Origin of the sequence: Blautia sp. 2227st1_G12_2227SCRN_220401 (assembly GCF_039062885.1) — a bacterium.
Classification (GTDB): domain Bacteria; phylum Bacillota; class Clostridia; order Lachnospirales; family Lachnospiraceae; genus Blautia_A; species Blautia_A fusiformis.
Genome location: NZ_JBCLNI010000003.1, coordinates 1 through 25,386, shown reverse-complemented (window position 1 = coordinate 25,386; position 25,386 = coordinate 1). Strand labels below are relative to the sequence as shown.

Genomic DNA, 25,386 nt, shown 5'->3' with positions numbered 1-25,386 from the left:
ATGCTGTTACTAGCACTCTATAATGATGAGTGCTAAATTTTTCTTGACTTTTGTAAAAAGTCGTATTAGTATATATTTATTGAAAAAAACAACAGGTTTCCGGCTCTGTCGGAACATCAGAAATAAAAATAAAAACAAAAGGAGAGTGACATATATGTCAGCAAAACATGGAAGTTTATCAATCAACAGTGAAAATATTTTTCCGATTATCAAGAAATGGTTATATTCCGACCATGATATTTTTGTAAGAGAGATGATCTCCAACGGATGCGATGCGATCACCAAACTGAGAAAGCTGGAAGTTATGGGAGATTATACATTCCCGGAAGGTTACAAACCGGCTGTAAATGTTATCGTTGATCCGGATCAGAAAACTTTGAAGTTTATCGATAACGGTATTGGTATGACAGCAGATGAAGTAGAGGAATATATCACACAGATCGCTTTTTCCGGTGCCACAGAGTTTCTTGAGAAATATAAGGATAAAACAACGGATGATCAGATGATCGGTCATTTCGGACTTGGATTTTATTCTGCATTTATGGTTGCAGATGAAGTTCATATTGATACTCTCTCTTACAAGGAGGGTTCCACACCGGTACATTGGACCTGTGACGGTGGTACGGAGTATGAGATGGCAGACGGAAACAAAACAGAACCGGGAACAGAGATCACTCTTTTCCTCAATGAGGAAAGCCTGGAGTTTGCCAATGAATATCGTATGAGAGAGGTTATCGAGAAATACTGTTCTTTCATGCCGGTAAATATCTATCTTTCCAAAGCAAATGCTGAACAGGAGTATGAAACGATCGATGAGGCAGATCTCCGTGAAGATGATGTGGTAGTTGAGCATATCCATGAGGATGCCAAGACAGAGGAAAAGGAGAATGATAAAGGCGAGAAAGAAGTTGTGGAAGTTTCTCCTGCCAAAGATAAAGTAAAGATCAATAAACGGCCGGTATCCTTAAGCGATACACAGCCGCTCTGGATGAAACACCCAAATGAGTGCACGGATGAAGAGTATAAAGAATTTTACCGTAAGGTATTTATGGATTACAAGGAACCGCTGTTCTGGATCCATCTGAACATGGACTATCCGTTCAACCTGAAGGGTATCCTGTATTTCCCGAAGATCAGGACAGAGTATGATTCCATTGAGGGAACCATCAAGCTTTATAATAATCAGGTATTTATTGCAGATAACATCAAAGAGGTGATCCCGGAATTCCTTCTTCTTCTGAAAGGCGTGATCGACTGTCCGGATCTTCCACTGAATGTTTCCCGTTCTGCACTGCAGAATGATGGTTTTGTGAAAAAGATTTCTGAATACATCACCAAGAAAGTAGCAGATAAGCTCACCGGAATGTGCAAGACAGACAGAGAGTCTTATGAGAAGTACTGGGATGATATCAGCCCGTTTATCAAATTTGGATGCATCAAGGATGCGAAATTTGGTGAGAAGATGAACGATTATATCCTCTTTAAGAATCTGGATGGCAAATATCTTACCCTGAAAGACTGCATTGAGGAAAATAAAAAAGAAGAAACAAAAGCAGCTGAAGAGGAGAAGACAGAGGAGAAAGCTTCTGAAGGATCCCAGAATGAGGAACCGGAAAAAACGGTGATCTATTATGTGACCGATGAGGTACAGCAGAGCCAGTACATTAATATGTTCCGTGAAGCGGGTAAAGATGCTGTACTGCTGAAGCATGTGATCGATTCACAGTTTATTTCCCATCTTGAACAGCAGGATCAGACGATCCAGTTCAAGAGAATTGATGCAGATCTGACAGAAGAGCTTCGTGAAGACGGAAAAGCGGATGAAGCAACAGTCAAGACACTTACTGAGGTGTTCCGTAAGAATCTTGGCAAGGATAAACTTGAAGTAAAAGTAGAGAAGCTGAAAAATGAGGGAACTGCAGCGATGATCACTCTTCCTGAGGAGAGTCGCCGTATGCAGGATATGATGAAAATGTACAATATGTACGGAATGGATCCGAATATGTTCGGTGGTCAGGAAGTACTTGTACTGAACGCAAATCATCCTCTTGTAAGATTTATAGCAGAAAATCAGGGATCAGAGTATGTTCCGGTGATCTGTGAACAGCTTTATGATCTTGCAATGATGAGCCATAAACAGCTTTCTCCTGAAGAAATGACAAAATTTGTAAAGAGAAGCAACGATATCCTTATGGTCCTTACAAAATAAAACGACATATAAAATGATCGAAAGGCTTTGCCCGTAATGGGGCAAAGCCTTTGCTTTTTTTATAACAATATGTGTATCTTTAACACAATTATAGGAATTTTAAATAAAATAATAGATATTAAATAAAAATAACCTGTAAAATATGACTAAAAATTTAAATTAGTATCTAATATGTATAAAATAAATTTTCAGAAGAAAGCGAAAAATATAGATAACTGTCGTATTATACATAAGGGAGTGCTTTTAAAAAGAGAAAAAAATGAAATGGAGGAACAAATGTATGAAAAAGGTGTATGGATTGATCAGAAGACTTGGTGCAAATTCGAAATACAAAGGATATTTTTTCGTTGCGGAAGCGGTAAAGATTTCCATGGGGTATCAGTATAAACCATTGCGGATCACAAAGGACATTTATCCATGCCTGGCGCGGAAGTACAGATCAACACCTACCAATATTGAGCATGATATCAGAACAATGGTAAATGTGTGTTGGGAAGGAAATAAAAAACTGCTGGATGAGATTGCAGGATATCCTCTGGAATACAAGCCTACCAACAGTGAATTTATTGATATGCTTGCGTATTACCTGAGGGAAATAGAAGAAGAGAATTGACTATAGCCTTTCAAAAAGAATCTGATTCCTGGACAGAAAGCTCAGGATCATATCATCCCAGAGCTGCTCTGGGCGTTTATCCATAGAGAATGTTTTAAGAGAGGTTCCGGTAGTACAAAGAAGGCTGTTATTTTTAAATTGAAGATTTAAGAATAGTCCGTCTATCTGTTCGGAGGAAATTCCGAAATCTGTATTTCTCATTGCGGCTTCAACTCCACTCCGACTTAAATGCAGCACGATCCTGAAGCTTAAGGGCGTACGCTTACCGCGGATCACAGACCAGCAGAAAGGTCTGATGTCCTTCCAGAGAGAATGTGTCCGGCCGTGCTCTGTGAGTCTGTTCATGCTGTCTGTATCAAAAAAATCTTTCTGAAGCCTGCCATCAATGGTAAAAGTATTAAAAGTAGTCACAGTCGCTTCGGACAGACAGAATTTGTCAAATACTTCTCCTATAAAAAGTTTGTTTGTGAAATCCCGGATATCTGTGATCTTTAATGCAAGCATGCCGCACTTCCTTTCTTTTATGTGATCGCGTGTAGACATTATATCTCAGATAAAGAAAAAAGGACAGACTTTTTAAAAAACTCTTTTCAAATATCTGTTTATGTGATACGATAGATGTGGTATTGAATACTACATATAATGGAAAAGAGGACGATATAATTGAGCTATAAGATTGCGATAGATAGCTGTGGGGAGCTTTTAGATGAATGGAAAAATGACGGCAGGATTGAATCCATACCACTGACGCTGACGGTGGGCGGTGAGAATATTATAGATGATGAGAATTTCAATCAGAAAGATTTTTTAAAGAAGGTTGCGGCCTGCCCGGAATGCCCCAAGTCTGCATGCCCTTCTCCGGAACGCTATATGAAGGCATATGAGTGTGATGCGGAACACATTTATGCGGTGACGCTATCGGCAGAATTGAGTGGTTCCTATAACAGTGCGATTCTTGGAAAAAACCTGTTCCTGGAAGAGCAGCCGGAGAAAAAGGTTCATGTATTTAATTCCAAATCTGCATCCGGTGGTCAGAGTCTGATTGCCATGAAGATCGTGGAGTGTGAAGAAAAGGGACTTTCTTTTGAAGAAGTAGTAAGTGAAGTAGAGAAATATATTGAAGAGATGAACACATTTTTTGTGTTGGAGAATCTGGAAACTCTGCGCAAGAACGGACGTTTGGGCAGAGTGAAAGCTCTGGTGGCCAGTGCACTGAAGATCAAGCCGGTTATGGGAGCTACTCCGGAAGGAACGATCTGTCAGCTGGATCAGGCCAGAGGCATGAATAAAGCAATCGTAAAAATGGTGGATCACATTGGAGAGAAGGGGATCAACATCCCGGAAAAGACAGTTGCCATCACTCATTGCAACTGTCCGGAAAGAGCGAAGATGCTGGAGGAGGCTATCCGTGAGAAACTGCACCCAGCAAAGATCGTAGTTATGGATACTGCCGGTGTCAGCAGTATGTATGCCAACGATGGTGGCGTTATCGTAGCAGTCTGATCAGAGAAAATCTCCAGTTCAGAAAATTATCACATTTCTTCAGGGAGTTGCCGCTTTTCTTTTGAAAACAAGTGTGCTATAATGTACGAAGTACTGAAGCGGCAAAGGAGAAAGACAATGAGCCAGAAGAAAGTTGACAAATATAAAAACAACAAATACTCGCGAAACAGTGCCCTGAAGAAGGAACGCGCAGAATTTGTACTTGAGATGGCGGCATGGATCCTCATCGCGGTTCTGCTTGTAGGCTGGATCGGATATTCCGCATATGCCAAGATCCAGGCGAAGGAAGCCAGTGTGAAGGTGGATACTGTGATGGATACTTCTGCATTGACAGATTATATTTCCGGATTATCTTCAGACAGTGCGGAATAGAAAACACATATGAAATGATGGGTTCCCGGGATGTGTTGAAGCATCCCGGGGATTTTTATATACAGGATAAATACAATGCAATAAAAAACGGGTCTGCCATAAAGCAGCCCCGTTTTGACTTATACGTTTTTTATGGTTATAGAATTATAACTTTGTAACGTTAGCAGCCTGCATTCCGCGAGCGCCCTCTGTTAAGTCGTAGGATACAGCCTGTCCTTCTTCAAGAGATTTGAAGCCTTCACCGTTGATAGCGGAGAAGTGTACGAATACATCCTGTCCGTCCTCACCTGTGATAAAACCATAACCTTTTTCTGCGTTGAACCATTTTACAGTTCCCTTGTTCATTTTGTGTTACCTCCATAAAAATAAAAAAAATTAAAATAGCCTTCTGATGATAATAAAAAATCACCAGATTTTACAGACTATATTCATGTAAATATAATCTCTAAAAACTAGTGATTTTACATTAAATATTTTGCCATGCTCTGATTATATAACCCGTGTTTTGAAATGTCAAGGAGAAAATTCCAACAATTCCGGGGTGTAAAAAGGGGCGAAATTGCTTTGTAAAAAAAATCTTTATAAATAGAGAGATTTCGTGTATGATATAGGAGAATACAAGCGGATTGAAGGATCTGCTTTGAAAATACAGGATGAGAGGAGAACAGAAATGGGGATTCTGATTCGAGGAGGCCGGATCGTGGATGCGGCTACAGATACGGATAAAACAGGCGATATTTATCTGGAAGACGGAATCATTGCGGAAATAGGCCAGAAGCTGAAAAAGAAAGACGGCGACCGTGTGATTGATGCGAAAGGAAAGCTGGTCATGCCGGGAATTATCGACCTTCATGTCCATTTTCGTGATCCGGGCCAGACACATAAGGAAGATATCAAGAGTGGTGCTGCTGCGGCAGCACGTGGTGGTGTGACAACTGTAGTTGCTATGCCAAATACAACTCCCACTATTGATAATCCGGACCGGGTAAACTATGTACATAACAAGGCGGCGCAGGTTTCCGGTATTCATGTACTTCAGGCAGGTGCAGCCACCATGGGAGAAAAAGGTACTGAACTTGCAGATATTGCCGGAATGGTGAAAGCAGGGATCCCGGCAGTGTCCGAGGATGGTAAATCTGTGATGAATACAGCGCTTTGTAAAGAAGCAATGAGGATCGCGGCAGAATGTGGCGTGCCGTTTTTTGACCATTGTGAAGATATCGATCTGCGTGGAGATGGATGCATGAATGAGGATGAGAACGCCAAAAGACTGGGGCTTCCCGGAATCTGCAATGCAGTGGAAGATACCATTACAGCCAGAGATATCATTCTGGCGCTGGAGACAGGAGTCCATCTTCATCTCTGCCACTGTTCCACTTATGGGGATGCTCAGATGATGAAGATCGTAAAAGAGAAAGGATACGACAATATCACAGCTGAAGTATGCCCGCACCATTTTATCCTTTCATCCGATGATATTAAAACAGATGACCCGAATTACAAGATGAATCCGCCGCTCCGTACACCGAAGGATGTGGAAGCGCTGAAACAGGGCCTGAAGGACGGTACCATCGAGGTGATCAGCACGGACCATGCACCGCACAGTGCACAGGAAAAAACAGGTTCTATGAAGAATGCACCATTTGGGATCGTAGGTCTGGAAACAAGCCTTCCGCTCACCTATACAGAGCTGGTGGAAAAAGATGTGATCACACTGAAACAGATGGTTGAGAAGATGTGCCTGAACCCGGCGAAAATCCTCGGGCTTGACAGAGGAACTCTCCAGAAAGGCCATCCGGCAGATGTGATCATCGTGGATACGGAGCAGGAGTATGCTATCGATAAAAATAAATTTGTTTCCAAAGGACATAACACACCGTTTGATGGCTGGAAAGTAAAGGGAAAAGTGCTTTATACCATCTGTGACGGAAAAATTGTATTTAAAAACCAGGAGGAGAAAGAATCATGATTAACAAACTGATCAGCAATATCCGCAAAACAAATGCACCAATCGTTGTAGGACTGGATCCTATGCTGAATTATATTCCGGAGCATATCCAGAAGAAGGCTTTTGCAGAGTTTGGAGAGACTCTGGAGGGCGCTGCAGAAGCAATCTGGCAGTATAACAAAGGGATCGTGGATGCGACCTGTGATCTGATCCCGGCAGTGAAACCACAGATCGCCATGTATGAGCAGTTTGGTATCCCGGGACTGATCGCATACAAGAAAACGGTTGAGTATTGTAAAGCCAAAGATCTGGTTGTGATCGGTGATATCAAAAGAGGTGATATCGGTTCCACATCTGCAGCATATGCAGTTGGTCACCTGGGACAGGTTCAGGTAGGCTCAAAAAAATATGCAGGTTTTGATGAGGATTTTGCAACGGTCAATCCATACCTTGGTTCTGATGGTGTGAAACCCTTTATGGATGTATGTAAGGAAGAGAAAAAGGGTATCTTTGTTCTGGTCAAAACTTCCAATCCATCAAGTGGTGAGTTCCAGGATCGTGTCATCGACGGTCGCCCGCTCTATGAGCTGGTAGGTGAGAAGGTTGCACAATGGGGCGATGAGCTTATGGGTGATGGATATAGTTATGTTGGTGCTGTTGTAGGTGCGACCTATCCGGAAATGGGAAAGGTATTAAGAAAGATCATGCCGAAGACATTTATCCTTGTTCCCGGATATGGTGCTCAGGGTGGAAAGGGCGCAGATCTTGTCCATTTCTTTAATGAGGACGGACTTGGTGCTATCGTAAACTCTTCCAGAGGAATCATCGCTGCATATAAGCAGGAGAAATATAAAGAGTTTGGCGCTGAAAATTACGCAGATGCTTCCAGAGCGGCAGTAAAAGATATGATCGCGGATATCAGCGGTGCGCTGGAGAACAGATAATACAGGAGGCATTTTATGAGTACATCAGAAAGTAAAAAAACAAAAAAGCCCTGTAAGATACTCAGCCAGGAATGTATTGGTACAGATATTTACAGTATGTGGCTGGATGCAGGTGAGATTGGAAAAAATGCAGTGCCGGGACAGTTTGTATCACTTTACAGCCGCAATGGCGGTAAGCTTCTGCCAAGACCCATCAGTCTCTGTGAGATCGATAAAGCAGAAGGAAAACTGAGACTGGTATATCGCGTTACAGGAAAAGGAACCGGTACGGAGGAATTTTCCAGACTTCATGCAGGGGTCCCCATTGAGACTATGGGACCTCTGGGAAATGGTTTTCCGCTGGATGCAGTAAAAGGCAAAAAAGTGTTTCTCATGGGTGGAGGAATCGGAATCCCGCCAATGCTGGAAACTGCTAAACAGCTGGACGCAGAAAAGATCATGGTTCTCGGATACAGAGATGAGCTGTTTTTAAATAAGGAATTTGAAGCTTATGGAGATGTCTATGTGGCAACAGAAGACGGCTCTGCAGGAACAAAGGGAAATGTTATGGATGCCATCCGTGAGAACGATCTTGAGGCAGATGCGATCTTTGCCTGCGGACCTGCCCCGATGCTCCGTGCCATCAAGGCATATGCCCTTGAAAAAGGAATTCCGTGCTGGATCTCCATGGAAGAGCGTATGGCCTGTGGCGTAGGCGCGTGTCTTGCCTGTGTGTGCAAATCCAAAGATGTGGATTCTCATTCTCATGTCCATAACAAGAGAGTATGTAAAGACGGACCTGTATTCCTGAGCACGGAGGTAGAGCTATGAGCAGAATGAATGTAAATCTTGCCGGCGTAGAACTTAAGAATCCGGTGATGACAGCGTCCGGAACATTTGGTTCCGGAGCGGAATACAGTGAATTTGTGGATCTGAACAGACTTGGCGCAGTTGTGACAAAAGGTGTGGCAAATGTACCGTGGCCGGGAAATCCTACACCGAGAGTGACAGAGACAGCATCCGGAATGCTCAATGCCATTGGTCTTCAGAATCCGGGGATTGATGTTTTCTGTGAAAGAGATATTCCGTTCCTTAAAAAATATGATACAAAGATCATCGTCAATGTCTGTGGAAAATCTGCAAAGGATTACTGTGAGGTTGTAGAACGCCTTGGAAATGAGCCTGTGGATATGCTGGAGATTAATGTTTCCTGCCCGAATGTCAAGGAAGGCGGAATTGCCTTCGGTCAGAATCCGAAAGCTCTTGAAGAGATCACAAAAGAAGTAAAGAAATATGCAAAACAGCCGGTGATCATGAAGCTGAGCCCAAATGTAACCGATATTACCGAGATGGCGAAAGCAGCAGAAGCTGGCGGCGCAGATGTTCTTTCTCTTATCAATACCCTGACAGGAATGAAGATCGATATCAACAGACGTACATTTGCACTGGCAAATAAAACTGGTGGAATGTCCGGTCCTGCAGTAAAACCGGTAGCTGTCCGTATGGTATATCAGGTGGCAAATGCAGTATCCCTTCCTATCATCGGTATGGGAGGAATCGCAACTGCTGAGGATGCCCTGGAATTTATTATGGCAGGTGCTACTGCAGTGTCTGTGGGAACTGCAAACTTTTTTAACCCTTATGCTACTGTGGAGATCGCAGATGGTATTCAGGCATTTCTTGAAAAACAGAAAGTGGAAGACATCAATGAGCTGATCGGAGTAGTGAAATAACGGAGGATTGCCGTATTTGCAATTCTGTTGTTCATATGTTAGAATTAACAGGATAAATAAAGGGATTTTACACTGGGATTGCAGCAGAGTGTGGATCCTGGGTTTGTCGTATATATGAAAAACATGGAGGATTAGATAAATGGAACAGTATAAGCAGGAATTTATTGAATTTATGATTGACTGTAATGTCCTGAAATTTGGAGATTTTACTACGAAATCAGGAAGAAAGACACCATTTTTTGTAAATACAGGATTTTACCGTACCGGTGCGCAGCTTCGCAAGCTGGGACAGTATTATGCAAAAGCGATAGAAAGCAAATTCGGACTGGATTTTGATGTGCTGTTTGGACCGGCATACAAAGGAATTCCGCTTTCTGTAGCAGCAACTATGGAGATCAGTGAAATGTACGGAAAGGATATCCGTTACTGTTCCAACCGTAAGGAAGTGAAAGACCACGGAGATAAAGGAATTCTTCTTGGCAGCCCGATCCAGGATGGGGATAAGGTAGTGATCATTGAGGATGTTACGACTGCAGGAACATCCATTAAAGAAACACTTCCGATCATCAAAGCGCAGGGAGATGTAAATCCGATAGGTCTTGTGGTTTCTGTTGACCGTATGGAACGCGGCCAGGGAACAAAGAGTGCGCTCAAAGAGATCGAGGAAACCTACGGCCTTCAGACTACAGCTATTGTAACTATGGCGGAGGTTGTTGAGCATCTCTACAACAAAGAATACAAAGGCCGTGTTGTGATCGATGATAAGCTGAAAGCTGCCATTGATGCATATTATGACCAGTACGGCGCAGAATAATATTGTTATAAAAGGTCATAAAAGAGCGGCGGATTCCGAAGGTCCGCTTTTACTGGGAGGACGCAGCCTTATGAATGAAAAAATTTATAAAACTATGGCGAGCAGCGGGGCGGGAAGCCTTGCACTCGGTATTGTCATTCTGGTGACGGGACTTGTCACAGGAATTCTGATGATCGTGAACGGTGCGAGACTGCTCAGAAGAAAATCAGAGATATTAATCTAATATGATCTGAAAAGCCGCACGTTGTTCCGTGTGGCTTTTCGGACTATTTAAGCAGGGGAGAATATTGGAAAAAGGGACAAAACGCAGAGTAAAAAAACTCGGGACAGCTTTTTTTGTATTGTATGTTCTTGTTCTTGTGTATCTTCTGTTCTTTTCCGAAGGATACGGAAGAGTGGCGGATGCAGAAAGAGAATACCGTTACAATCTTGTTCCGTTTGTGGAGATCAGGCGTTTCTGGACTTATCGAAAAATAGTGGGTACATTTGCGCTTTTCACAAATGTTTTTGGAAATGTGCTGGGATTTGTGCCATACGGATTTATTCTTCCGGTAATAACCGGAAAAATGCGAAATGGCTTTTTTATCATATTATCCGGCTTTTTTATCAGTCTGACGATAGAAGTGATCCAGCTGCTTACAAAAGTTGGCTGCTTTGATGTGGATGATATGATATTGAATACTCTGGGCGCAGCGCTTGGATATGGGATTTATGCAGTCTGCGACAGGATTAGGAGAAAAATTAATGGCAAGAAGATATAGATATGCATTTGCAAAAAAAAGAGAAGCTTCCAAGGGAAAATGGTCTGTAGGACTTGCGGCGGCTTCCCTCGTGCTGTTTATCGCGGCAGTTGTGCTTGCACTCTTTTTTGATGGAAAGCTCGGGGGCCTGATCGGCGGAACCGGGCTTTTTGCCATGCTGCTTTCTGCATATGGCTTTACACTGGGGCTTTCCAGCTTTTCGGAAGAAAACCGGAAACACAGGACGAGCATGGTCGGGTCTATTTTGAACGGAGTGATCCTGGTTATCTGGCTGGGACTTTTTTTATCGGGGGTATAACAGATGGATAAAAAAGAACGCTTAAAAAAACAGCTGGACTTTATTATGGAGATAGATAAAGTCAAGAATATTTTCCGACAGACATATCTTGCAGACGGAAAGCGGAAAGAGAATGATGCGGAGCATTCCTGGCATCTGGCGTTGATGGCGGTGCTTTTAAAGGAATATTCCAATGAGGAAGTGGATCTTTCGAAGGTGATTCCTATGGTACTGGCGCATGATCTGGTAGAAATCGATGCAGGTGATACCTATGCATATGATGAAAAAGGAGCGACAACCAAGGAATACAGGGAGAAGCAGGCAGCAGAACGGATCTATGGACTATTGCCGGAAGATCAGGGACAGTGGTTAAAAGCATTATGGGAGGAGTTTGAGGCTTACGAAACCCCGGAGGCGAAATTTGCCCATGTGCTAGATAATTGTCAGCCATTGTTTCTAAATGATGCTTCCAACGGAAAAAGCTGGGAAGAGCATCAGGTGAAGAAAAGTCAGATTTATAAGAGAAACCGGAAAACAGGAGAGGGTTCTGAAGTGATCTGGGAATATATGAAAGAACTCGTTGACAAACACATTGCCCTGGGGCATGTGATCGATGATGAAAAAGATGGGAGATGAAGTCTTGGAAGAATGCATGAAAGAACGTTATGGACTTGCGAAGGAACGGATCCGTGAGATCATAACAGAAGAAACCGTAAAAAAACCGTTTGGAGATTTTTTCAGAAACAGGGCAAAGTTTCTTTCCATGGCAGCAGATGTGATGGATGAGAGCGCAGCAGAGCTTACGATGGAGGTGTTGAAAGAGAGAAATCATTGCTTTTATCAGGATATCCTCTCGGAAAATTATGAAAGCAGCTATGGAAATCCGGCGTATGCAGTACAGCAGATGGGAGAATATGGAAAAGCCTTCAGTTTTCTGTATGCAGAGATCGCAGGAACTGTAGCTTATGCTCATGAGAAAAGGCTGTGGGATATGACTGTATCCATGGAACTGTTTCTAGAAGTATATTCTGCATTTTGTGAGGAAGAACTTCCGGAGGCGGCAACAGTGGAGGGGATTCTCCGTTCCTATGTAAATGATTACTGCCAGGATATGATGGAGCAGAGGATACGGGAAGGTGTAGATCCGGAGCTTGACTTTGCAGCAGATATCATCATGAATTCGGATCTTTCGGATCTGAGATATCTGTATCGCTATGGCGAGTTTGTTTCAGAGAATGAAACAGGAGTTGCAGAGTTTCTGAACTCCCTTTCTCAGGAAGAGATCGATAAGATGGCTTCTACCTATACAGAAGGCTATCGGATCGGATTTATCACCGGACGGAAGGATATCACAAAAAAGAAAACAGTAAATATCCGATATAGTCTTGGTTTTGAACGGATGGTAAAAGCAGCGATCCTCCAGTTTGAAAAAATGGGTCTGAAGCCGGTGATCTATCGCCATGCAACGCATGTGGTAAATAAGAGAGGCGCCGTGAGAGTAGGCTATACAGGCGGCGTTGCCAATCCGCAGTACGATTACGATCATCGTCAGGACAGTGCATTGTTCCTGGATGGGGATTTTGTTCAGCGAAAACTTCGTGCTATGCAGACCTCCTATGAGAAGTACAGAGAACTGGCAGAAGTACATGGCGGTCCGGCCTGCATTGATACATTTGGAGAAAATCCTTTCTCTCCGATAAGTAAACCGGAAGCTTATGCATTAAGCGAGACACAGCAGAAGCTTCAGACAGAACTTGACAATGAATCCGGACAGATCGTAAACCGATACATCAAAGGTGATGAGAGAAGTTTTACGATCATTGCATATCCGGTTCCTGAGATTGGTGGAAATTATGAGGAAATTTTCCGTGAGATCGTAAAGATCAATACATTGGATTACCATCTCTATCAGGAAATCCAGCAGACGATCATCAATACCCTGGATACCTGTGAGTGGGTGGAAGTCAAAGGACGTGGAGACAATGAGACGGATCTTCTGATCCATCTTCATGAACTGACAGATCCGAAGAAACAGACGAATTTTGAGAACTGCGTGGCAGATGTGAACATTCCGGTGGGCGAAGTCTTTACATCTCCGCAGCTGGCAGGCACAGGCGGAATCCTTCATGTGAAAAAAGTATATCTGAACGGTCTTCAGTTCCGGGATCTGAAGCTGGTATTTGACTGCGGCCAGGTTATTGATTACACCTGCTCGAATTTTAAAACCGAAGAAGAGAACCGGAAATATATTGAAGATAATATCCTCCACCACCATCCGAAGATCCCCATGGGAGAGTTTGCCATCGGTACAAATACCACAGCTTATGTGGCGGCGCTGAAATACGGAATTGCGGATAAGCTTCCGATCCTGATCGCAGAAAAAATGGGACCGCATTTTGCTGTGGGCGATACCTGTTACAGCTGGGCAGAGGATACACCGGTATATAATCCGGATGGAAAAGAGATCATTGCCAGGGATAATGAGATTTCCGAGATGCGAAAGGATGACGTAAGCCTTGCTTATTATGGCTGTCATACAGATATTACGATACCTTATGATGAGCTTGGAAGTATCCGGGTGATCGATGATGAGGGAGAAATGATCTCCATTATCGAAAACGGAAGGTTTGTTCTTCCCGGAACAGAGGAATTGAACCGTCCTTTTGAGAATCTTCCATTAAATAATAATATAAGTTAATTAGTAAATTTACAGTTTTTCCGATCGTATTGACAGAAAGTGAGAATATACGTAGAATAACCATAACAATAGTCAAAGGACACAGGCTAATATTCAGTTAGTGTACCATGAAAGGAGAACACAATGGCAAAAGTAGGAATTGTAATGGGTAGTGATTCAGATATGCCGGTTATGAGCAAAGCAGCAGATATCCTGGAGAAACTGGGGATTGATTATGAAATGAAGATCATTTCCGCACACAGAGAACCGGATGTATTTTTCGAGTATGCAAAGACAGCAGAAGAAAAAGGCTTCAAAGTTATCATCGCAGGCGCAGGAATGGCAGCTCATCTTCCGGGAATGTGCGCAGCGATCTTTCCGATGCCGGTGATCGGTATTCCGATGCATACAACCTCTCTGGGAGGAAGAGATTCCCTTTACTCAATCGTACAGATGCCAAGCGGTATCCCGGTTGCTACAGTAGCGATCAATGGTGGCGCCAATGCGGGACTTCTTGCTGCCAAGATCCTTGCAACTTCCGACGCAGAGCTTCTTTCCAGACTGAAAGCCTACAGTCAGGATCTGAAGGAGCAGGTTGAGAAGAAAGACGCAAGGCTTCAGGAAGTTGGATACAAAAATTACTAAATAAATCTTTTACCATAAAAATAAAAAGGTGTTGTCATAAGGAGGACATTATGGATTACAAGACTTCAGGCGTAGATATTGAGGCAGGATACAAATCAGTAGAGCTGATGAAAAAGCACATTGCCAAGACAATGAGACCGGAGGTACTTGGAGGAATCGGTGGATTCTCAGGTGCATTTTCCATGGAGAAATTCAAAGATATGGAAGAGCCTACTCTGGTTTCCGGAACAGACGGATGTGGAACCAAGGTTAAGGTAGCCATGGTTATGGACAAGCATGATACCATCGGAATCGATGCTGTAGCCATGTGTGTAAATGATATTGCATGTGCAGGCGGCGAGCCATTGTTTTTCCTGGACTACATTGCTTGCGGCAAAAATTATCCGGAAAAGATCGCAGAGATCGTAAAAGGTGTTGCAGAGGGCTGTGTACAGTCTGAGGCAGCTCTGATCGGTGGTGAGACAGCAGAGCATCCTGGACTTATGCCGGAAGATGAGTACGACCTTGCCGGATTTGCAGTAGGAGTCGTTGACAAAAAAGATCTTCTTACAGGAGAGGCCCTGAAACCAGGAGATGTCCTGATCGGTATGGCTTCCACAGGAGTTCACAGTAATGGATTTTCTCTTGTACGTAAAGTATTTGACATGACAAAAGAGTCTCTGGATACTTATTATGAAGAGCTTGGAACAACTCTGGGAGAGGCACTGATCGCACCGACCAGAATCTATGTAAAAGCGCTGAAGAGCATCCGAGAGTCTGGCGTGAAGATCCATGCATGCAGCCATATCACAGGTGGTGGATTTTATGAGAATATCCCGCGTATGCTGAAAGAGGGAACCAGAGCTGTTGTCAAAAAAGACAGCTATCCGGTACTTCCGATCTTCAAGCTCCTTGCTGAAAAAGGAAATATTGATGAGCATATGATGTATAATACATATAATATGGGTCTTGGAATGATCCTGGCAGTAGATCCTGCAGATGTTGACAAAACAATGGAAGCTATCCGCAAAACCGGCGATAAGCCATATGTGGTAGGATCCATTGAAGAGGGAGAAAAGGGAGTGACCTTATGTTAAAGATCGGTGTTCTTGTTTCCGGTGGGGGAACGAATCTTCAGGCGATCCTGGATGCTATTGATGCAGGAGAGATCACAAATGCAAAAGTGGATATTGTGATCAGTAATAATGCCTCCGCTTATGCTCTGGAAAGAGCCAGAAAGCATGATATAGAGGCGGTATGCATCGCACCGAAAGACTATCCGGACCGAGAAGCTTTCCATAAAGCATTACTGGCGAAGCTTCAGGAAAAAGAGGTGGATCTGATCGTTCTTGCAGGATATCTGGTTGCGATCCCTCCGATGATGGTGGAAGCGTATCCCAACAAGATCATCAATATCCATCCATCTCTGATCCCGTCTTTCTGCGGAAAAGGTTTTTATGGACTTAAGGTCCATGATGCAGTTCTTGCAAGAGGCGTGAAAGTAACAGGCGCTACGGTTCATTTCGTAGATGCCGGAACGGATACAGGTCCGATCATTCTTCAGAAAGCAGTAAAGGTAAAAGACGGAGATACATCCAAGGAGCTTCAGAGACGTGTAATGGAAAAAGCAGAGTGGAAGATCCTTCCGGAAGCAATCAATCTTATCGCCAATGACAAGATCACAGTGACAGATGGAATTGTTTCTTTAAAGTAATCAGCAGACAGATGAAACAAAGGAGTAAACAGATGAAAGTATTAATCGTAGGAAGCGGCGGAAGAGAACATGCAATTGCATGGAGTGTTGCAAAAAGCCCGAAAGTTGACAAGATCTACTGCGCACCTGGAAATGCAGGAATCGCAGAGTATGCGGAATGTGCAGATATCGGAGCAATGGAATTTGAAAAACTGGCAGCCTTTGCCAAAGAAAAAGAGATCGATCTTACTATCGTGGGAATGGATGATCCTCTTGTGGGCGGAATCGTAGATGTATTTGAGGCAGAGGGACTGCGTGTGTTCGGACCGCGCAAAAATGCTGCTATTCTGGAAGGCTCCAAGGCTTTTTCCAAGGATCTTATGAAAAAATACGACATTCCTACAGCTGCTTATGAGAATTTTGATGATCCGGAAAAAGCTCTGGAATATTTAAGGACCGAGGCAAAATTCCCGATCGTTTTGAAGGCAGATGGTCTTGCTCTTGGAAAAGGAGTTCTGATCTGTCAGGATCTTGCAGAGGCAGAAGCTGGCGTAAAAGAGATCATGGAAGACAAAAAATTCGGAAATGCCGGAAATACCATGGTAATTGAAGAATTTATGACTGGCCGTGAGGTTTCCGTACTTTCTTTTGTAGATGGAAAGACGATCCGTACCATGACATCCGCGCAGGATCACAAGCGTGCGAAGGATGGGGATCAGGGACTGAATACAGGCGGAATGGGAACATTTTCTCCAAGTCCGTTCTATACTCCGGAAGTAGATGAATTCTGTAAGAAATATGTTTATCAGAAAACAGTAGATGCCATGGCAGCAGAGGGACGTCCGTTTAAGGGAATCATTTTCTTCGGACTGATGCTTACTGCAGATGGCCCGAAGGTTCTGGAATATAATGCAAGATTTGGGGATCCGGAGGCACAGGTTGTTCTTCCGCGTATGGAGAATGATATCATTGAAGTAATGGAAGCCTGTGTAGACGGCAAACTTGATCAGATCGATCTGAAATTTGAGGACAATGCAGCAGTTTGTGTTGTTCTTGCAAGTGATGGATATCCGGTAAAATACGAAAAAGGTATCCCGATCCATGGATTTGAGAATTTTAAGGACAAAGACGGATACTACTGTTTCCATGCGGGAACCAAATTTAAAGATGGAGAAATCGTTACGAACGGTGGGCGTGTTCTTGGCATCACTGCCAAAGGAGAGACATTAAAAGAAGCCAGAAAGAATGCATATGCTGCTACAGAGTGGATCAGCTTTGCAAATAAGTATATGCGTCACGATATCGGAAAAGCTATCGACGAGGCTTAAGTTGGTCATTTTTCACAGGCACAGCTTGACGAAAACAGGGATTTCATTGTACAATAGTAACAACTATGAAACACAGTGAGTAGTTACGAACATGAAAAGCTGGATGCTGACAGGGCACAACAGGAACCAACCATTTTCCTTGATGAGGTGTCGCATCCAAGTGATGAGGCAGAGAGGACAGAAAAATGGGAATCAGTGTAGAAGAAGCAATCCATGAGCTCAGAAACAGAGAGGAAGTATTTGTTGCATATTCACAGGCAACCAGACTTCCATATGTGACCTGTGATGAAGAAACATTTAATGACCAGGCAAGGATTTTTGCCACAGAAGAAGAGATCAAAGAATATGGTAAACAGCTCCTTGAGGATAAGATCCTTCTTATGGGCATGAAATATGAGAAAAAAGACTATCCAAGACTGTATGGTACGCTGTACGCGATCGGAGTGAACAGTGTGATCTGGATCGACGGAGAAGAGAAGATCGAGATTGAGATCGGAAAGATCGCAAACCAGAGAGATATGAGTAAGATCGAGCCGTCAAAGAGACCGCTTCTGAATCCTTCGCTTGAACTTTCCGGAATCTATTTTATGCAGGAATTGCGTCGTCCGGTAAAACAGGAAGAGCACAAAAATATCCGTGAGCTGGAAGAAGAGCTGATAGCTAACCTGCGTAAGGCAGAATTTCTGATCGCAATCAATGCAGAGCAGGAAGAAGATGGAAAGCTCCATATTCCGTATCTGAAAAATAAAGAGGATAAGATCATGCAGCCTGTGTTTACAGATGTTATGGAATTTGAGAAATTTGGAAGAGGCAAGAATCTCCGTGTTGCGAAAGTGACTATAGATAAACTTCCGAGCCTGATGATTCCGCAGGCAAACGCTTATGTGGTAAATCCAATGGGATTTAATCTGGTTCTTAACAAAGAACAGATAGAGAAGATTGCAGGGATCAGTAAATAAAAACAAAAATCACAGCAGGCTGCCAGGATGAAACTGTGCAGCCTTTTGCTGTTGTAGAGGAGAGATTACCCTATGGTGATAGAAATCGATTTTAACAGTGATGAGGCAATCTATATGCAGATCACCAATCAGATCATAATGGGGATCGCTACATCAAGGCTTCATGAAGGGGATACTCTGCCTTCTGTACGGCAGCTTGCAAGCATTGCAGGAATCAATATGCATACTGTGAATAAGGCATATGCGCTGCTTCGTCAGGAAGGCTTTGTGACTATTGACAGGCGAAAGGGAGCGGTGATCTCCATAGATGCAGATAAGGTCAGAGCACTGGAAGAAATGAAACAGAATCTGACAGTAGCAATGGCATGGGGATGCTGTAAAAATGTAACAAGAGAAGAAGTCCATCAGCTGGTGGACGAGATTTTTGACGAGTATGACACAGACAGATAGGAGGAGACATCATGCAGGAACGATATACAAAACAGGCAGAGAATGTTCTTGCTCTGGCAAAAGAGGCAGCCAGCTCCTGCGGACATAGTTATATCGGCACGGAGCATCTGCTGGTCGGGCTTGTAGAAGAAAAGGAGGGCACAGCAGGAAGAGTTCTGGAGGAGTTTGGAATCCAGGCTGATAAAGCGATGGCTCTGATCGATAAACTGATCGCACCGCCGGGAAATACGGCTGTTTCACAGAGACCGGGATTCAGTCCGAGAACCAGAAGAGTTCTGGAGGGTGCATATGCAGAAGCAGAATCCATGCGTTTTGAGGAAGTCGGGACAGAACATATTCTGCTGGCAATGTTGAAAGAAACAGACTGTGTGGGTACCAGACTGCTGTACACAATGGGTGCCAATATCCAGAAGCTTTATGCGGCAGTGCTGACAGCTATGGGAATGGACAGCGATGCCATTGCGGAAGAATTCCAGGCTGTAAAAGCTTCAAAGGGAAGAAACAGCAGTGTAACACCAACTCTGGATCAGTATAGCCGAGATCTGACGGCCATGGCAGAAGAAGGTAAGCTGGATCCTGTAGTGGGAAGGGATAAAGAGATTGCCAGACTGATCCAGATCCTGAGCAGAAGAACAAAGAACAATCCCTGCCTGACTGGAGAGCCGGGAGTAGGAAAAACGGCTATCGTAGAGGGACTTGCACAGCGGATCGTCACAGGAATGGTACCGGATACTGTAAAAGATAAACGTGTGGTAGTTCTGGATCTTTCCGGAATGGTCGCAGGAAGTAAATATCGCGGTGAGTTTGAAGAACGTATCCGAAATGTGATCGATGAGGTAAGCGAACAGCAGGGAATATTGCTCTTTATTGATGAGATTCATACGATCATCGGAGCAGGTGGAGCGGAAGGTGCACTGGATGCTTCCAATATCCTGAAACCGTCTCTTTCCCGTGGAGAGATCCAGCTGATCGGAGCAACGACACTGGAAGAATATCGGAAATACATTGAAAAGGATGCAGCGCTTGAACGGCGTTTTCAGCCTATCATCGTGGAAGAGCCTACAGAAGAGGAGGCTGTTGAAATCCTGAAGGGGCTGCGCCCATATTATGAAAAACATCATGATGTAGAGATTCTGGATGAGGCCCTTGAGGCGGCTGTAAAAATGTCCGTTCGTTATATCAATGACCGGTTTCTTCCGGATAAAGCCATTGACATTATTGATGAGGCAGCGTCGAAAGTACAACTGGCGGGATATCGTCCGTCTCCGAAAGCAGAAGCACTGGAAAGAGAGATCCACGATATTTTGAAACAAAAAGAACAGGCAGTCATAAATGCAGATCTTGAAGGTGCAAAAGCAGCACAGGCAAAGCAGAATGAGGCGGAAGCAGAATTGGAAAAGATCCGAAGAAAGGCGGAGCGGAAAAATCGGAAAAATCCACTTACAGTTGATGAAGAGGCAGTTGCCGGTATTGTGTCTGACTGGACAAAAATACCTGTACAGCGTCTGACAGAGGGGGAATCCCGTAGGCTTGCAAATTTGGAAAAGGTTCTGAAAAAACGTGTGATCGGACAGGATGAGGCAGTTTCTGCAGTTGCCCGTGCGGTAAAAAGGGGAAGAGTAGGATTAAAGGATCCCGCAAGGCCTATAGGTTCTTTCTTATTCCTGGGACCTACCGGAGTGGGAAAAACGGAGCTTTCCAAAGCGCTGGCGGAAGCTGTATTTGGAAGTGAGCAGGCAATGATCCGTGTAGATATGTCCGAATATATGGAAAAACATAGTGTTTCTAAAATGATCGGATCGCCGCCCGGATATGTAGGCTATGAAGAAGGTGGACAGCTCAGCGAAAAAGTGCGCAGAAATCCATACAGTGTCATTCTTTTTGACGAGATTGAAAAGGCTCATCCGGATGTGTTTAATATTCTTCTGCAGGTACTTGATGATGGTCATATTACAGATGCTCAAGGCAGAAAAGTGGATTTTAAGCAGACGATCATTATCATGACTTCTAACGCAGGTGCGCAGATGATCATGGAACCGAAACATCTTGGATTTATGTCCGGAGATACGGAAAAGCGTGATTATGAACGGATGAAGTCCGGAGTGATGGAAGAAGTGCGGCGGATGTTTAAGCCGGAATTTCTGAACCGGATCGATGAGATCATGGTATTCCATTCTCTGAATAAAGAAAATATCAGAAAGATCGTTACTATTCTTTTGAAAAACCTGGAAAAACGCTGTCAGGAACAGCTGGATATCATACTGAAAGTTACCGGAGCAGCTAAAGATCTTATCGCAGATGCAGGCTTTGACAGTAAATACGGTGCAAGACCGCTGCGTCGTGCGATCCAGACAAAGATTGAGGATGAGATGGCAACAGAAATCCTTGAAGGTCGGATCAAAGCCGGTGATACCGTACAGGTGAAGGTCAAAGACAAGAAAATCTACTTTGAAGTAAAAGATGCGGAGAAAGCGTAAGAATTTTATTACTTTCTATAGCCAAAAAAACAGAAATAAGTTATAATTAACAAAATTAAAACTATACAACGAAAGATTTCAGGAGGACATAAGATCATGGCAGTGGTACAGGAATTGATCCGCACAGAAGATAATGGGACTATCAGTTTTGGAGATTATGAATTAAATCAGAAATCCAAATTGTCGGATTATCAGTATCAGGGAGATATGTATAAAGTAAAAACATATAAGGAGATCACCAAACTTGAGCGTAATGGAATGTTCGTATATGAGTCTGTTCCGGGAACCAGTGTGTTCCATCTTCAGCAGGATGGAACAGCAATGAGTTTTGAGGTTCAGGGCTTTGAGGATTCTCAGATTACTGTTGAACTGGAAGCTGAGACAGAGTATCAGGTATTTATTGATGATGTAAGTACAGGTACAATGACCACAAACCTGGGCGGCAAGCTTTCTTTCAGTGTTGAACTGGATGCGAACACCAAAGCAGAAGTTAAAATTGTAAAATGCTAAAAAATAAAAAAACGGTTTATTTCTGTCAGGAATGCGGGTATGAATCAGCCAAGTGGATGGGGCAGTGCCCGGCATGCAAGGCATGGAATACTTTTGTGGAGGAAACGGTTTCTTCCAAAAAATCTTCCTCAGGGAGTATTAAAACTACACAAAAGAAAACGGAGCCTGTAGTTCTGAAAGATATCAGTCTTTCTTCAGATGAACGTCAGAGCTGTGGAATCGGTGAACTTGACAGGGTGCTGGGAGGCGGAATCGTCCCCGGCTCCCTTGTTTTGGTAGGTGGAGATCCTGGTATTGGCAAGTCTACATTGTTGTTGCAGGTGTGCAGAAATTTATCTTCACAGGGGATTTCTGTTTTGTATATTTCTGGTGAGGAGTCTCTCAGACAGATCAAGCTCCGGGCAGATCGGCTTGGAACGTTTAATGATAAACTGAAACTGCTCTGTGAGACGAATCTTGAAAATATCCGGGAGATCATTGAGCGGACGAAACCAGATGTAGCTGTTGTGGATTCTATCCAGACGATGTTTCATGAAGATATTTCGTCTGCACCGGGAAGTGTTTCTCAGGTGAGGGAATCTACCAATGTACTGATGCAGATCGCTAAGGGTATGGGAGTGTCCATTTTTATCGTGGGTCATGTGACCAAGGAGGGAAATGTGGCAGGTCCTCGTGTACTGGAACATATGGTAGATACTGTGCTTTACTTTGAGGGAGACAGGCATGCTTCTTACCGGATCCTGCGTGCGGTGAAAAATCGTTTTGGTTCTACCAATGAAATTGGTGTTTTTGAGATGCAGAATTCCGGACTTGAAGAAGTGAAGAATCCTTCCGAGTTCCTTTTGAATGGAAGACCGGAGAATGCTTCGGGGTCTGTTGTTGCATGTTCTATGGAGGGGACGAGACCGATTTTGGTGGAGATTCAGGCTCTGGTGTGTCAGAGTAATTTTGGAATTCCGAGAAGAACAGCAGTTGGTACGGATTTTAATCGTGTGAATCTTTTGATGGCGGTTCTGGAGAAGAAGGCGGGAGTTCATCTTGCTGCTTCGGATGCTTATGTGAATATTGCGGGTGGCATGAAGATGACAGAGCCGGCGATCGATCTGGGTATTTGTCTTGCTATTATTTCCAGTGCGAAGGAGATCGTGATCCCGGATTCTGTGATGGCGTTTGGTGAAATTGGTCTGAGTGGCGAGGTTCGTGCAGTGAGTATGGCCGGACAGCGTGTGCAGGAAGCGAAAAAGCTTGGGTTTGAGACGGTGATACTTCCTGAGGTGAACCGGACGGCTACAGAGAGTATTAAAGGAATTAAATTGGTTTATGTGGCTGGGATCCGGGATGCGATTTCTTTTATCAGAGGGTTGTGAGTTCCCGGCAGGTTATTTTGAATAGGATCATGTGGTCAGCCGCTGTATGGTTTGTACGGCGGCTGTGTTTGGGTTAATAGATAAAAAAACATAGATGATAGTAAGGGAAAGGCTGGTGTTGGTTATGGGTATTGGTAATATTGGAAATATTGGAAATATGATGAAGGTTATGAATGCATGGAATACATTTAAACAGAATCATCCGAAGTTTCCGGCATTTTGTAGTGCGATTTCCCGGCGTGGGATTCGTGAGGGGAGCATTCTTGAGGTGACGTATATTAGCCCTGAGGGTGAGAAGCTGACTACGAATATTAAAGTGCAGGCCAGCGATCTTGAGTTGCTGAGAGAACTTTCTGGTGGTAATTGAGTTGAGCAGATAGCGAATGTTGATTATATATTGTATAGGTCTGTTTGACGGGTGTTTTGGTTCCGGTGTCTGGCAGTGTTGGAACTGCCGGGTGCCGTTTTTTTTGTTGGGATGGAGAGGGACGCCAGAGGAAGGTGGCATCGCTCCGGGGAGTGGATGCAGGCGGGGGTGTTTTTGCGGTTTTGTGGGGTGGATGGAGAGGGACGCCAGAGAAAGGTGGCATCGGTCCGGGGGTGGATGCAGGCGGGGATGTTTTTGAGATTTTGAGAGGTGGATGTGGTTGAGGGACGCCAGAGGGAGGTGGCATCGCTCCGGGCAGGGACTCCGTCGGGGGATACTACTAGGGCTCCGTGAGACGGCTAAAAGCATTGTGGCAGGGCCAGAACTCGCCTCCGGCTCAGACAGCAGGCCCTGCCGCAATAACGCCGTCTCCCGCAGCCCAAGTAGTAATCACCCCTCCTCCGCAGCAGCCCGGCCCGATGCCACCTTCCTCTGGCTGACTCTTCCAACCGACAGGAAAAAACATGCGGGGGATGGAAGCAGACTGGGCGTCCTGTCCTGAAATGTCAGACTGGTACAGAATATTCCTATAAGTATCGAAGAATACAGAAACGGGATCGTCACAGCGTATCACCATAAATATCGAAGAATACAGGAACTAGATCGGCCCAGTGTATCACCATAAATATCGAAGAATACAGAAACCAGATCGGCACAACGTTCCACATCCAATACCGAAGCATACAGACAAAAGTCAACAACGCAGTACATACAACAACGCAGAACTCCTTCCGTGCCCAAGAGGGTGGGGGTGCAGGGGGAGGGCCTTCGGGCTACGGAACTCTGAGATGGCCTTCCCCCTGCATATTCCCGCATTGAAAATGCGACCGGCGTAGCGCCATACAGCGAAGAGTCTTATTAAAAAACAACACATATAAAATAATAAACAGGAAGATAATAGCATAATAGATGAATGATAGCAGAAAAGAAATTGTCCTATAAAAATAAACTTCCAGGAAAATCTAAAAAAATTGAAATTTATGGTTGACAAGCATAACTCCCAGTGGTATTATAACTGAGCTGTCGCAAATAATTGTTTTCAAAAAACAAACAATTAAAAAGAATTTCAGAAAAATGAAATTCGCAGTTGACAAAAGACAGAAGATATGATAAAGTATCCAAGTCGTCAACGAAACGACAACAAGATCTTAACTCAAAAATGTTTGAAAAAAACTTAAAAAAGTGCTTGACAAACAAAAAGAGATGAGATAAAATAAACGAGCTGTCTGAGAGACAGACACAACAAACCTTGATAACTAAACAGTGAAACACATACGATTCTCGAAAATTTCTTTACATTTAAAGAACGGTTTAAACAAACCAAAAGCAGTAAAAACGAGAGATAGCCAAACGGTTGTCTTGAGTAAATGAATCAAACATTTTATCAGAGAGTTTGATCCTGGCTCAGGATGAACGCTGGCGGCGTGCTTAACACATGCAAGTCGAACGGGAAACCTTTTATTGAAGCTTCGGCAGATTTAGATTGTTTCTAGTGGCGGACGGGTGAGTAACGCGTGGGTAACCTGCCTTATACAGGGGGATAACAGTCAGAAATGACTGCTAATACCGCATAAGCGCACAGAGCTGCATGGCTCAGTGTGAAAAACTCCGGTGGTATAAGATGGACCCGCGTTGGATTAGCTGGTTGGTGAGGTAACGGCCCACCAAGGCGACGATCCATAGCCGGCCTGAGAGGGTGAACGGCCACATTGGGACTGAGA

General features: G+C 43.9%; 26 protein-coding genes and 1 rRNA gene. 25 read left to right on the top strand and 2 right to left on the bottom strand.

Annotation, left to right across the window (positions count from 1 at the left end; all coding sequences use genetic code 11):
• The first annotated feature begins 154 nt into the window (after positions 1-154).
• Positions 155-2,209 carry a molecular chaperone HtpG gene (htpG, locus tag ABCM67_RS02150; RefSeq protein ID WP_059085170.1) on the top strand — a complete coding sequence of 685 codons (2,055 nt, stop codon included), beginning with the start codon at positions 155-157 and terminating at the stop codon, positions 2,207-2,209.
• 280 nt (positions 2,210-2,489) lie between these two features.
• Entirely contained in the window at positions 2,490-2,822 is a 333-nt protein-coding gene (locus ABCM67_RS02145) for a sporulation initiation factor Spo0A C-terminal domain-containing protein (RefSeq protein WP_022426218.1), read from the top strand.
• Here the strand turns inward: ABCM67_RS02145 and ABCM67_RS02140 are convergent, their stop codons facing one another.
• Complete coding sequence (locus ABCM67_RS02140; protein WP_022426217.1) at positions 2,823-3,326, bottom strand: DUF5721 family protein; 504 nt, start codon at positions 3,324-3,326, stop codon at positions 2,823-2,825. It lies immediately after the preceding gene.
• A 159-nt stretch (positions 3,327-3,485) separates the two neighbouring features.
• Between ABCM67_RS02140 and ABCM67_RS02135 the strand changes: the two genes are divergently transcribed.
• A complete protein-coding gene (locus ABCM67_RS02135) occupies positions 3,486-4,325 on the top strand; it encodes a DegV family protein (protein ID WP_059085169.1) in 840 nt (279 codons plus the stop codon).
• 117 nt (positions 4,326-4,442) lie between these two features.
• Positions 4,443-4,697 (top strand): hypothetical protein, encoded by a 255-nt coding sequence (locus tag ABCM67_RS02130; protein WP_015525893.1) that lies wholly within the window; start codon positions 4,443-4,445, stop codon positions 4,695-4,697.
• A gap of 144 nt (positions 4,698-4,841) precedes the next feature.
• On the opposite strand, the gene ABCM67_RS02125 is transcribed toward ABCM67_RS02130, so the two are convergent.
• Complete coding sequence (locus ABCM67_RS02125) at positions 4,842-5,042, bottom strand: cold shock domain-containing protein (protein ID WP_015525894.1); 201 nt, start codon at positions 5,040-5,042, stop codon at positions 4,842-4,844.
• A 325-nt stretch (positions 5,043-5,367) separates the two neighbouring features.
• Between ABCM67_RS02125 and ABCM67_RS02120 the strand changes: the two genes are divergently transcribed.
• The 21 genes from ABCM67_RS02120 to ABCM67_RS02020 all read left to right on the top strand — a co-directional run.
• On the top strand, positions 5,368-6,666 hold the full coding sequence (locus ABCM67_RS02120; RefSeq protein ID WP_022426216.1) for a dihydroorotase: 1,299 nt from the start codon (positions 5,368-5,370) through the stop codon (positions 6,664-6,666).
• Entirely contained in the window at positions 6,663-7,589 is a 927-nt protein-coding gene (gene pyrF, locus ABCM67_RS02115; RefSeq protein WP_059085168.1) for an orotidine-5'-phosphate decarboxylase, read from the top strand. The genes ABCM67_RS02120 and pyrF overlap by 4 nt, the downstream gene beginning before the upstream one ends.
• A 15-nt stretch (positions 7,590-7,604) precedes the next feature.
• On the top strand, positions 7,605-8,399 hold the full coding sequence (locus ABCM67_RS02110; RefSeq protein ID WP_021650964.1) for a dihydroorotate dehydrogenase electron transfer subunit: 795 nt from the start codon (positions 7,605-7,607) through the stop codon (positions 8,397-8,399).
• 5 nt (positions 8,400-8,404) lie between these two features.
• Entirely contained in the window at positions 8,405-9,301 is an 897-nt protein-coding gene (locus ABCM67_RS02105) for a dihydroorotate dehydrogenase (protein ID WP_092069490.1), read from the top strand.
• A gap of 139 nt (positions 9,302-9,440) precedes the next feature.
• Positions 9,441-10,115 carry an orotate phosphoribosyltransferase gene (gene pyrE, locus ABCM67_RS02100; protein ID WP_015525899.1) on the top strand — a complete coding sequence of 225 codons (675 nt, stop codon included), beginning with the start codon at positions 9,441-9,443 and terminating at the stop codon, positions 10,113-10,115.
• Positions 10,116-10,185: 70 nt separating this feature from the next.
• The gene (locus ABCM67_RS02095; protein ID WP_342992459.1) at positions 10,186-10,338 is read left to right on the top strand and encodes a hypothetical protein; all 153 of its coding nucleotides are present in this window, start codon (positions 10,186-10,188) and stop codon (positions 10,336-10,338) included.
• Positions 10,339-10,402: 64 nt separating this feature from the next.
• Positions 10,403-10,876, top strand: coding sequence for a VanZ family protein (locus tag ABCM67_RS02090; protein ID WP_022426214.1), 474 nt, complete (start codon positions 10,403-10,405; stop codon positions 10,874-10,876).
• Entirely contained in the window at positions 10,860-11,174 is a 315-nt protein-coding gene (locus tag ABCM67_RS02085) for a hypothetical protein (RefSeq protein ID WP_015525901.1), read from the top strand. The genes ABCM67_RS02090 and ABCM67_RS02085 overlap by 17 nt, the downstream gene beginning before the upstream one ends.
• 3 nt (positions 11,175-11,177) lie before the next feature.
• Positions 11,178-11,789 carry an HD domain-containing protein gene (locus ABCM67_RS02080; protein ID WP_021650961.1) on the top strand — a complete coding sequence of 204 codons (612 nt, stop codon included), beginning with the start codon at positions 11,178-11,180 and terminating at the stop codon, positions 11,787-11,789.
• On the top strand, positions 11,767-13,851 hold the full coding sequence (locus tag ABCM67_RS02075; RefSeq protein WP_342992458.1) for an aminopeptidase: 2,085 nt from the start codon (positions 11,767-11,769) through the stop codon (positions 13,849-13,851). Before ABCM67_RS02080 ends, ABCM67_RS02075 begins: the two co-directional genes overlap by 23 nt.
• 123 nt (positions 13,852-13,974) lie before the next feature.
• Complete coding sequence (gene purE, locus ABCM67_RS02070) at positions 13,975-14,475, top strand: 5-(carboxyamino)imidazole ribonucleotide mutase (protein WP_015525905.1); 501 nt, start codon at positions 13,975-13,977, stop codon at positions 14,473-14,475.
• A 50-nt stretch (positions 14,476-14,525) separates the two neighbouring features.
• Positions 14,526-15,551, top strand: coding sequence for a phosphoribosylformylglycinamidine cyclo-ligase (purM, locus tag ABCM67_RS02065; protein ID WP_015525906.1), 1,026 nt, complete (start codon positions 14,526-14,528; stop codon positions 15,549-15,551).
• A complete protein-coding gene (gene purN, locus ABCM67_RS02060) occupies positions 15,545-16,168 on the top strand; it encodes a phosphoribosylglycinamide formyltransferase (protein ID WP_015525907.1) in 624 nt (207 codons plus the stop codon). Before purM ends, purN begins: the two co-directional genes overlap by 7 nt.
• Positions 16,169-16,200: 32 nt before the next feature.
• A complete protein-coding gene (gene purD, locus ABCM67_RS02055) occupies positions 16,201-17,475 on the top strand; it encodes a phosphoribosylamine--glycine ligase (RefSeq protein WP_022426209.1) in 1,275 nt (424 codons plus the stop codon).
• A gap of 185 nt (positions 17,476-17,660) precedes the next feature.
• Positions 17,661-18,434, top strand: coding sequence for an SseB family protein (locus tag ABCM67_RS02050; protein ID WP_015525910.1), 774 nt, complete (start codon positions 17,661-17,663; stop codon positions 18,432-18,434).
• A gap of 72 nt (positions 18,435-18,506) precedes the next feature.
• Entirely contained in the window at positions 18,507-18,884 is a 378-nt protein-coding gene (locus tag ABCM67_RS02045; protein ID WP_015525911.1) for a GntR family transcriptional regulator, read from the top strand.
• Between the two features lie 11 nt (positions 18,885-18,895).
• The gene (locus ABCM67_RS02040) at positions 18,896-21,361 is read left to right on the top strand and encodes an ATP-dependent Clp protease ATP-binding subunit (RefSeq protein ID WP_342992456.1); all 2,466 of its coding nucleotides are present in this window, start codon (positions 18,896-18,898) and stop codon (positions 21,359-21,361) included.
• Between the two features lie 96 nt (positions 21,362-21,457).
• On the top strand, positions 21,458-21,871 hold the full coding sequence (locus ABCM67_RS02035) for a hypothetical protein (protein ID WP_015525913.1): 414 nt from the start codon (positions 21,458-21,460) through the stop codon (positions 21,869-21,871).
• Positions 21,865-23,238: a DNA repair protein RadA gene (radA, locus tag ABCM67_RS02030; protein WP_021650957.1), complete on the top strand. Its 1,374-nt coding sequence runs from the start codon at positions 21,865-21,867 to the stop codon at positions 23,236-23,238. The genes ABCM67_RS02035 and radA overlap by 7 nt, the downstream gene beginning before the upstream one ends.
• Positions 23,239-23,362: 124 nt before the next feature.
• Entirely contained in the window at positions 23,363-23,605 is a 243-nt protein-coding gene (locus ABCM67_RS02025; RefSeq protein WP_022426205.1) for a hypothetical protein, read from the top strand.
• Between the two features lie 1,441 nt (positions 23,606-25,046).
• Positions 25,047-25,386: ribosomal RNA gene (locus ABCM67_RS02020) — 16S ribosomal RNA — on the top strand; the annotation flags it as partial.